This is a genomic window from Nodularia sp. UHCC 0506 (assembly GCF_034931045.1).
Lineage (GTDB): Bacteria > Cyanobacteriota > Cyanobacteriia > Cyanobacteriales > Nostocaceae > Nodularia.
The window spans coordinates 50,999-59,682 of sequence record NZ_JAYGHH010000008.1; the positions used below are offsets into that span (position 1 = coordinate 50,999).

Here is an 8,684-nt window from a genome sequence, read left to right on the forward strand (position 1 = left end):
TAAACACGATAATTTGGGGAATATTAAATCTTACTTCAGGTTGTACAACATCCCAGGCAAATATTAATTTCAACTCTCAGATAGTAGTAGAACCAGCACCTGTAACTGCTGTTGTCGCCTTGGGACAAATTGAACCAGAAGGAGAAGTTATTAGACTCTCTGTTCCCAATGCTCAAGATAGCTGAGTTAACCAAATTTTGGTGAAGGAAGGTGATTTTGTCGAAAAAAATCAAATTATCGCGATTTTACAGGGATGACACCTGAACTGGCTGTAATAGTATTTTTATTAACTTTCGTTATGTGTATAGTTTCAGCAGCGATCGCTTCTAGTAAACTTCGTTATGCTGATCCAGCCGACGTTTTTTAATTATTATTGAATAACCCAACTATGATTATAGTATATTTAATCGGGAATTTCTATATATTTTGACAATATTTCTAACAATTGCACCCGATGAGAATTCAAAAAGAAATGATCTCCTGGTAGCATTTCTATAGAAAAATTATTAGTTGTATGTTGTTTCCATGCTACTAATTTCTCTAGGGTAACTTCTGTATCTTCCAAACCTCCCAAGGCTGTGATTCTACAAGATAATGGTGCTGATTCTGTATAAATATAAGTTTCTAAAACCGCAAAATCTGCCCTTAAAGTTGGTGAGAATAATTCCATAAATTCTCTATTTTCTAATATTGCTGCTGGCGTACCATTAAAACGGCGTAACTCTTGGATAAACTCTGGTTGTGGTAAATTATGAATGGGTGGCTTTGTTGCAAGAATATGAGGGGCTTTTGCACCAGAGATGAATAAATGTAATGGCTTTAAATCATGTTTTTGCTGTAAATAACGTGCTAGTTCAAAAGATATTAAACCACCCATGCTATGACCAAAGAAAGCAAAGGGTTGATTTAAATTGGGTAATATTTCTTGGCTTAGTGCATTTATTAAAGATTGGAGATGATTAAAAGGTGTTTCAATTAGTCGATCTTCTCTTCCTGGTAACTGCACTGCACAAATTTCTATTTCGTGGTTTAATTGTTTGTACCATTCCCGAAAAATAGATGCTCCACCTCCAGCATAGGGGAAGCAAAATAACCGTAATTTCGCTTGGGGATTTGGTTGAGGAAATATTAGCCAAGGATTTTTGGTGTGAATAAAGTTCATAATCAAAGGTTGTAATTCTTGATCGCGATTCCCAAATAATTACTATACTATTTTTTTGTAAATTTGTGCTAATTTTTTGCCTCTTTCTTTGTGTCCTTTGTGGTTCTTTCCTCTTAATACAGAATTGGGATAAAAGAATTGTTTGATGTCTACCCTGATTGGGCTACAGTGTACACACAAGTCTGCAAATTCTCTATTTTATCATCAGACCCCACCCCTAACCTCTGCGGTGCAAGGGAGGCTGCGGTGTACACAGTAGTTTTAATTAGTAGGAGATATTACATTAGAAATGAGTTTTTTCTGGTTTCTGCTTTCTGGGTTTGATTAATTTTAACCATTCTTTAAAAGGTAAAATTGCTGCTTCCCAAAGATGATTATGAGTTTCTCCTGTTGTTAGTCCGGTAGGGGGAAACTCTCCCTTTGGCGGATGATAATAAGAGCCAAAGATAATATCCCAAATGGGAAAAAAGACGGCATAATTTTTATCAATGTGTTCTGGTTGATATGAGTGGTGAATTCTGTGATATTGTGGACTAACAATGATAGGGGATAATTTGCCTACTCCTAACCGTAAATTCATGTGAATAAACTGTAACCACAAAACTTGTATGAATGCTAAGAAACCAGCTGGTATGGGTTGAAGATTAAATAATAAGGTCATAGGCAGGACTATAAATAAGAGAACTAATGGCTCTTCTAACCAATGTAATCTTCTAGAACTGGTAACATTTAAAGAAACTTCGCTATGATGAAATTTATGCTGTTCCCATAAAAATGAATTGGTGTGTTGGCATCGGTGAAACCAATAATAAAAAAAGTCAACAATCAACAAGTAAAGTATGACTCCAAAAAATGCTTCTATCCAATTTCTGGGTTCTGGGAAAGTTAAATAAGCTCCACCTAACCAAGTACGTGTTAATTCTACTAATGTGGCAATACCAATAGCATTCATTAAAAATGCCAATAAAGTATAGACAATGTACCACTTTAAGTTAAAAAGAATATGACGAAATGGCTGATTTGGCTCGGCTGGCCGCAATCTTTCGATAAGCATAAATACACCATACATCAGAAGTCCTTGCAACACATATTTCACGAAAATGGAGACATAATCAATCCATTCCATAATCAACCAACCTATTTTTTGTGTGGGGAATACAGCTAAATACGGTTCATTTAAAGAACCACACTCTTTGCTAAAGTTATTTATTGACGTTAGGGTAGTGCTATTATTTATTAATTTAGCAACTGACCAACTTTTCTGTAAGACAATGTTTTTACTAATTTACCACAAGTATAGTAAGTTAGTTGTAAAGTCATCTGAATTTCTGTGGTGAGATATATGATTAATTGGAGTATTTTCTTGGCTGCATTTGGCAGTACAGGGATTGAATTTTTAGAAGTGGTGGCGATCGCCTATGCTATTGGTAGTTCTGGCTATGTGAGAGAGGCTATTTGGGGTTCCCTCGTCGGCTTCATAGTAGTCTTAGCTGTGGCGATCGCACTAGGAAATGGGTTACAATTTTTACCACTACAACCATTACAAATCCTGATTGGATCATTGCTGTTGTGGTTCGGCTGGGGATGGGCAAAGAAGTCTGTACGCAGACTAGCAAGCGGAAGACGAGCCGGTTGGATCGATGAGCAGGTATTAGAAAAAGAAGGTATTACATTAGACCAAGAATCACCAGGGTTTAGCAAACTCAATTTCTTGATTATGACCAAAAGCGTGGCTCTGGAAGCCTTGGAAATTGTTGTGATTGTGATCACATTAGGTTTAGCAACCAGTGCATGGTCTGAGGCGATCGCAGGTACTGGATTAGCATTAATATTATCCTTAGTGGTGGTAATTTTCTTACATCAATATTTATTAAAACTGCCAGAAGTATTAATCAAATTAGGTGCTGGAGTCATGCTCAGTGCTATGGGAACTTTCTGGTTAGGGGAAGGAATAGGGCTAGAATTTCCCTTAGATGAATTTTTTATCTTGATTTTAATCACATTTTATGGTTTCACGGCGGGAATTTCCGTGTATTGGCTGAAAAATCAACTGGTGACATGAAAAAATTAAATGATGATTGTCGTTACTGTTCCGTAGTTTCTCAAGCTAACCGCGAAGATCCCATTGGTACAGCCGGCACAGTAGATGAATGGTTGCTGGTGGAAGTACCCCAACCTTGGAAAACTGACCTTTGGCAACAAAAACCACAGTTTCAACCACTGTTGCAAGTTGTAGAGAAGTTAGCATCTCAACCTCTACGATACTTCAAAACTCGACTATTGGCGATCGCACCCCATAAAATTCACACTCATCCAGAACTTGTCCGCATTTTTTACTACAAGCGTCCAGCCAAGTTATTTGCTCAATACACCAAGCAAGAATATCTACTTCCCCTAGCTGAAATTGCGTCCCTTGCAGAAGCTATATTATTCCAACCCCGTCAACTCATCCGCTTTCAAACCTACCAACAACCAACAGCACACATTCGGGAAATTCTCATCTGTACCCATGCTAACTATGACCGAGCTTGTGGCAGATTTGGTTATCCCCTTTACCAACAACTACAAAAAAAATATGCCAAAACTACAGAAAATCTGCGCGTGTGGCAAACTAATCATTTTGGCGGACATCAATTTGCTCCCACATTAATTGACTTTCCTAACGGACAAGTTTGGGGACATTTAGAACTGGATATTTTAGATTGTTTAATTTATCGTCAAGGTGATGTTTCTCAATTGCGCCCTTTCTATCGTGGTTGGACGGGTTTGAGCAAATTTGAGCAAATAGCAGAACGGGAAATTTGGATGCAGCAGGGGTGGGATTGGTTGGAATATTCCAAAACAGGGCGCATATTGGCGCAGGAGCAAGGGGGAATAGTAAAAATGCTTTTGAAAATTATTTTTAACTGCCTTCCCATCCCCAAATTAAAACTTTTAGTTACACGGTGGAATGAGCAAGCAACATGGACTAAAATCCGAATTAATTACAATGGGGGTGCATACTCAGCCCTCGTCAAAAAAACCGGCACAGTGACAACAAAACTCAAATCCGGCGATGATGTCCCTTTGACAAGGGTTAATCAGTATGCTGTGGAAAAGCTGCTAAAAATCCATTAAATTTTTTCCACACTCAAACCCGATGCAATAACAGCCTTCTGGCACAAATCTAGAGAAGGATCACCGGCTATCACCAATCGCTGCAAACGATGAGCGATCGCAATCATATCCTCTTGTGGTAGCCAAGGAAACAGTACCAACTCTCCTGGCTGAGAAAACATCGTAATTATTTGCTCTAAAGTATTTGTTTGTAAATCCGCAGGTTGAAGCACAATCAATGTTCTAGCTTCCTCAATTAGCCACTCATGATCCCAATCATCCGCAGTCACAGCCACAGCCACAGCAATAGGAGGGATATTAGCGAAAAACGTTGGTGAAGCTGTATCTCCATGAAATATTAAATGCTGCTTACCTAAGCGTAACCATTGACTACTACTTGGGTTCGTAGTGATTTCTTTAACTTTTGGCTCAGTAATATCACTATGATTAGTAGTTTTTGTGGAATGAGGGATAATAGAAATAATTTCTGATTTGGGATGAAGTGGTAATTCTTCTGGTTTTTCAGCTACTTTTTCGGCTTGATGCTTAATAGTGTGGACTAATTCTTTATGGGTGATGCGCTTACCTGTTTTTGCTTCTTGTAAATATTGCTCCCGCAAATTTTCCGGTGTGGAAGGTGCAGCCAAGAGATAAAGCGCCGAGGTAGCAATATCAATTTGTGCAAGATTTGCACGATTTCCAAAGGTTTCGTACACGTTAATAAAATTATAAGCCGTGCGACGACTCCAACCAAATTCAGCTTTTAGCCAAGTCTCAAACTGGCCATGCTTCAGTTGAGCGCGTACCTCCGCTAAACTTTCTCCAATCTCCCAAATATCTTGAGCCGTTTTTCGTAACTGTTCTCTAATTTCGCTGGTGCGTTGCTCAACGAGCGATCGCTGTTCGGGAGTGAGAATGCCATAATCAAAACTAGCTAATATATTCTCTTTTGGATTCTTACGCTTGGAATTAATCATAATTATCAGTTTGTAAATCCATTAAATAAAGGTTTCACCTACCTTAGCTCCCTGACAGGACAAAAAATCACCAGTCTATTGTACTCAGTTACAATCCCTATATTAATATATAGGACTCCTATTTGAATTTTGATAGCTGGCGTGGCGTAAGCCATACAAAACGACCTATTCCTTCTTCCCTGTTCCCTGTTCCCTGTTCCCTACCTCTACGAGTAAATATGGCTACGCCACGCTACGCGAACATAAACCAAACCGGATTCCTATATATATAATTCATTCAGCCGAAAACAACTATAAACTTAGCAACACTACTTGCATAAATACATTTTAACTTTAATTATTTTCAATCATTTACCGTAATATTACTTAATTTTACTCCACTATATTTTTGATAACATACACGCGTTTGTTTGCCTATTTTAAGCTATAAAGATTGCTGAGTAACAGCCCTGCTGCTTGAAAGCGTCGAGTTATAAAAACTATCGTAGTCAATATAAATACGGATATATCTTCCTTACCTCCCAACTTTTACCAGCAGCATTTTTAACAGAGTCTTTTGTGTCTATTAATTGAGGTGACAACAAAGAGACTTGACAAAGTAGGCTATTTATTGGTTTATTGAGAATGATTACTAAAAAATTAAGTCATCAATGAAACACCAAAAAACTCGGAAGTTCATTTGTTTAGTATCCATTTCCTAGCCAGGAATAGGGGTTTTTAATCTTCTTTCTTCCCAGAAAAAAGGTTTAAAGACAGGCTGACACTATCCTTTCAAGTTTCAAGAATAGCCTCTAAACTACACAGAAGCTAATTCTCACTTTGACTAAATATGAGTATAAATTAACATTTTGCAATATAACCACTTATTTTCTGTAATCTCTAAGTAGTTGATTAACAACATTTTTAGTATTTTATACCAATAAAACACTTGAGAAAAATACACAAATGATAATATATTCTAAATATCGAATGATTAGGTAAATTGGGAATATTTTTGTCAAAGATTATAGGTGTAAATGAATACTTACCACCAAAAATGTTTCACTATCTCAATCTGTACGATCTGATTATATGAAAACCACCTTGCTACCGTCGGTAAACAGTTCTTTGTTAGAAGTTGATCATGTTTTTATCTGTCTGAGGACAGCACCGGAAGTAGAATTTTTTGCGAAACATGGACTAACTGTTTCTCCTACTTCCGTCAAACAGCCGGAAAGAGGTACAGCTTCGCAGATTATTTTTTTTGAGAATTTTTATTTAGAATTTATCTGGGTTGAGGATGAAGTTGCGGCGGAAATTTATGCAGTTCGTACAGGTATAGATTTTTTAGGGCGGACTTATGAGTATAACAATAAATATTCCCCCTTTGGGGTTGCTCTACGTCAGCAATCTGGGAGGAAAGCGTTTCTAGATGAGTATAAATTTAGCCATTCATTACCAAAAGAATCAGAATTATTATTGAGTTTTTCCAGTGAAAACTTAGTCACTCAAACCGAACCTCTGTGTTTTGTCATTCCTGATGCGATCGCTTTACCCACATTAACAAGAAATTTCCCCAATTTAAAGCACCAGTGGATGTCCCATAGATTGGGGATCAAAAAAATGACCGGAATGGAGATTTCTAGCACTTGTGAAAATGCGTTGACTCAACCTTTAGCGCTGTTATCACAAGATGGCGTAGTGCAAATTGAGTATGGTTCACCCTGTATGCAATTGCATTTTGATAATTGTATACAACGAGGCGTAATAGATGCGCGGAAAATTAATATTCCTCTGATATTGCAATTTTAGATACAGAGGTCATCATCTCATGGGTTTGAGAAATCGTCAAATATGGCAGCAATTATGGCAAATTGTCCAACCATACTGGTTATCTCGTTGGCGTGACCGAAAAATAGCGATCGCGCAGTTAATTGTGCTGGTAATCTTATCATTGGGAAGTAGTTACTTCATAATTTTTGAAATTTTCCAACGGGGTGAACTCACATCTTCCTTAGCAGCACAAAACGCCAATAGATTTTATCAAGCATTTTGGTTTTTTACTGGCGTTATTATAATTAACATTTTATTTATATCCTTAAAAAACTATATCCAAGCTCAACTCAGCCTTGACTGGCGCAAATGGGTAACATCTGACTATCTCCAAGAATATTTTCAACAACAAGCGTTCTATCAATTACTAGCTAACTCTAACATTGATAATCCCGATCAACGTTTAGCTGAAGATATAAAAAATGTCACCCAAACCTTAGTAGCACTATTTGTAATTTTACTAGATTCTTTAGTGCAGTTAATTGGTTTTATCGGCGTGCTATGGTTGATTTCTCCCATCCTGATGTACTCTTTAGTAATTTATGCCGGACTCGGTTCACTGTTGACAACATTGGTATTTGGCAAAGTTTTACTAGGGATAAACCTTGAGAAACTAAAGCGAGAAGCTGACTTTCGCTATGGTTTAGTTAGAGTCAGAGAAAATGCCGAATCTATCGCCTTTTATGGTGGACAAACCCAGGAAATAAAACAACTTCAACAAAAATTTATCCGCGTATTTGCCAATATCAAACGTTTGATTCGCTGGCAATTTCAGCTAAATATTTTTCAGAATGGTTATCAGTTTCTCACCTTTATTTTACCCTTTGTTATTTTAGCACCACGCATATTTGACCGTGAACTAGAAATAGGTGCTGTTACCCAATCTCAAGCAGCCTTTGAAAGAGTAGGATTAGCACTGGGATTAATTATTAATCAATTCAATCAAATCAGTGTTTTAGCCGCAGGAACTCAACGACTGACAGAACTTAAAAATGGCATACAAAAATTATCCTCTCTCCCCCCAGAAGGTAAAATAAAAATCTTAGAAAATAGATATATTGCAGTTAAAATTCTGACTTTAGAAACTCCCAAACAAATCAGTTTAGTTAAAGATTTATCTCTAACTGTACAGCCAGGTGAATCATTAATTATTATCGGAGCTAGTGGTGTCGGTAAAACTTCTTTATTACGTGCTATTGCAGGGTTATGGGTACATGGAAAAGGGACAATAGAACGCCCAACTAATGAACATATAGTATTTCTGCCACAACGTCCTTATATGTCTTGGGGAAGCTTACGACAGCAATTAATTTATCCCCTCACAGAAACTAATATTCAGCCTGAAATTCTCCTACAAATTCTTCAAGAAGTACACTTACCGGATTTAGCCACACGTCACGGAGGCTTAGATGCTGTTATTGATTGGTCAAGGGTGTTATCTTTAGGAGAACAACAAAGACTCGCCTTTGCTCGGTTGTTAGTAATTAAACCAAAATATGCCATTCTGGATGAATCAACCAGTGCCTTAGATGTTGAAACTGAAGCCAGTTTATACCAAAAGCTGCAAACAACATCAATCACTTATATTAGTGTCGGACACCGTAAAGAATTGTTGAATTATCATCAACTTGTATTAG

The 8,684-nt window shown here is 37.3% G+C and carries 7 protein-coding genes and 1 pseudogene; 5 read left to right on the top strand and 3 right to left on the bottom strand.

Annotated elements, in window-relative coordinates:
- Positions 1-185: pseudogene (locus VB654_RS07885) on the top strand (HlyD family secretion protein); the annotation flags it as partial.
- 218 nt (positions 186-403) lie between these two features.
- Here VB654_RS07885 and VB654_RS07890 read toward each other — a convergent pair.
- Together VB654_RS07890 and VB654_RS07895 are read right to left on the bottom strand one after the other, a co-directional pair.
- Positions 404-1,162 carry a thioesterase II family protein gene (locus VB654_RS07890; RefSeq protein WP_323213126.1) on the bottom strand — a complete coding sequence of 253 codons (759 nt, stop codon included), beginning with the start codon at positions 1,160-1,162 and terminating at the stop codon, positions 404-406.
- A 283-nt stretch (positions 1,163-1,445) separates the two neighbouring features.
- Positions 1,446-2,288, bottom strand: a complete 843-nt coding sequence (locus VB654_RS07895; RefSeq protein WP_323213128.1) for a sterol desaturase family protein — start codon at positions 2,286-2,288, stop codon at positions 1,446-1,448.
- Between the two features lie 216 nt (positions 2,289-2,504).
- Between VB654_RS07895 and VB654_RS07900 the strand changes: the two genes are divergently transcribed.
- On the top strand, positions 2,505-3,224 hold the full coding sequence (locus VB654_RS07900) for a COG4280 domain-containing protein (protein WP_323213129.1): 720 nt from the start codon (positions 2,505-2,507) through the stop codon (positions 3,222-3,224).
- The gene (locus VB654_RS07905; protein ID WP_323213131.1) at positions 3,221-4,279 is read left to right on the top strand and encodes a sucrase ferredoxin; all 1,059 of its coding nucleotides are present in this window, start codon (positions 3,221-3,223) and stop codon (positions 4,277-4,279) included. The genes VB654_RS07900 and VB654_RS07905 overlap by 4 nt, the downstream gene beginning before the upstream one ends.
- On the opposite strand, the gene VB654_RS07910 is transcribed toward VB654_RS07905, so the two are convergent.
- Positions 4,276-5,235 carry a DUF3102 domain-containing protein gene (locus VB654_RS07910; RefSeq protein WP_323213133.1) on the bottom strand — a complete coding sequence of 320 codons (960 nt, stop codon included), beginning with the start codon at positions 5,233-5,235 and terminating at the stop codon, positions 4,276-4,278. The two genes, VB654_RS07905 and VB654_RS07910, sit on opposite strands and share 4 nt — an antisense overlap.
- Positions 5,236-6,306: 1,071 nt before the next feature.
- Between VB654_RS07910 and VB654_RS07915 the strand changes: the two genes are divergently transcribed.
- Entirely contained in the window at positions 6,307-7,026 is a 720-nt protein-coding gene (locus tag VB654_RS07915; protein WP_323213135.1) for a VOC family protein, read from the top strand.
- 19 nt (positions 7,027-7,045) lie between these two features.
- On the top strand, positions 7,046-8,684 hold a 1,639-nt coding region (locus VB654_RS07920; protein ID WP_323213137.1), incomplete at its 3' end, for an ABC transporter ATP-binding protein/permease.

Excerpts from the sequence above, each read along its gene's own strand:
- VB654_RS07910 (WP_323213133.1), bottom strand. The coding sequence starts at position 5,235 with ATGATTAATTCCAAGCGTAAGAATCCAAAAGAGAATATATTAGCTAGT.
- VB654_RS07905 (WP_323213131.1), top strand. The coding sequence starts at position 3,221 with ATGAAAAAATTAAATGATGATTGTCGTTACTGTTCCGTAGTTTCTCAA.
- VB654_RS07895 (WP_323213128.1), bottom strand. The coding sequence starts at position 2,288 with ATGGAATGGATTGATTATGTCTCCATTTTCGTGAAATATGTGTTGCAA.
- VB654_RS07915 (WP_323213135.1), top strand. The coding sequence starts at position 6,307 with ATGAAAACCACCTTGCTACCGTCGGTAAACAGTTCTTTGTTAGAAGTT.
- VB654_RS07900 (WP_323213129.1), top strand. The coding sequence starts at position 2,505 with ATGATTAATTGGAGTATTTTCTTGGCTGCATTTGGCAGTACAGGGATT.
- VB654_RS07890 (WP_323213126.1), bottom strand. The coding sequence starts at position 1,162 with ATGAACTTTATTCACACCAAAAATCCTTGGCTAATATTTCCTCAACCA.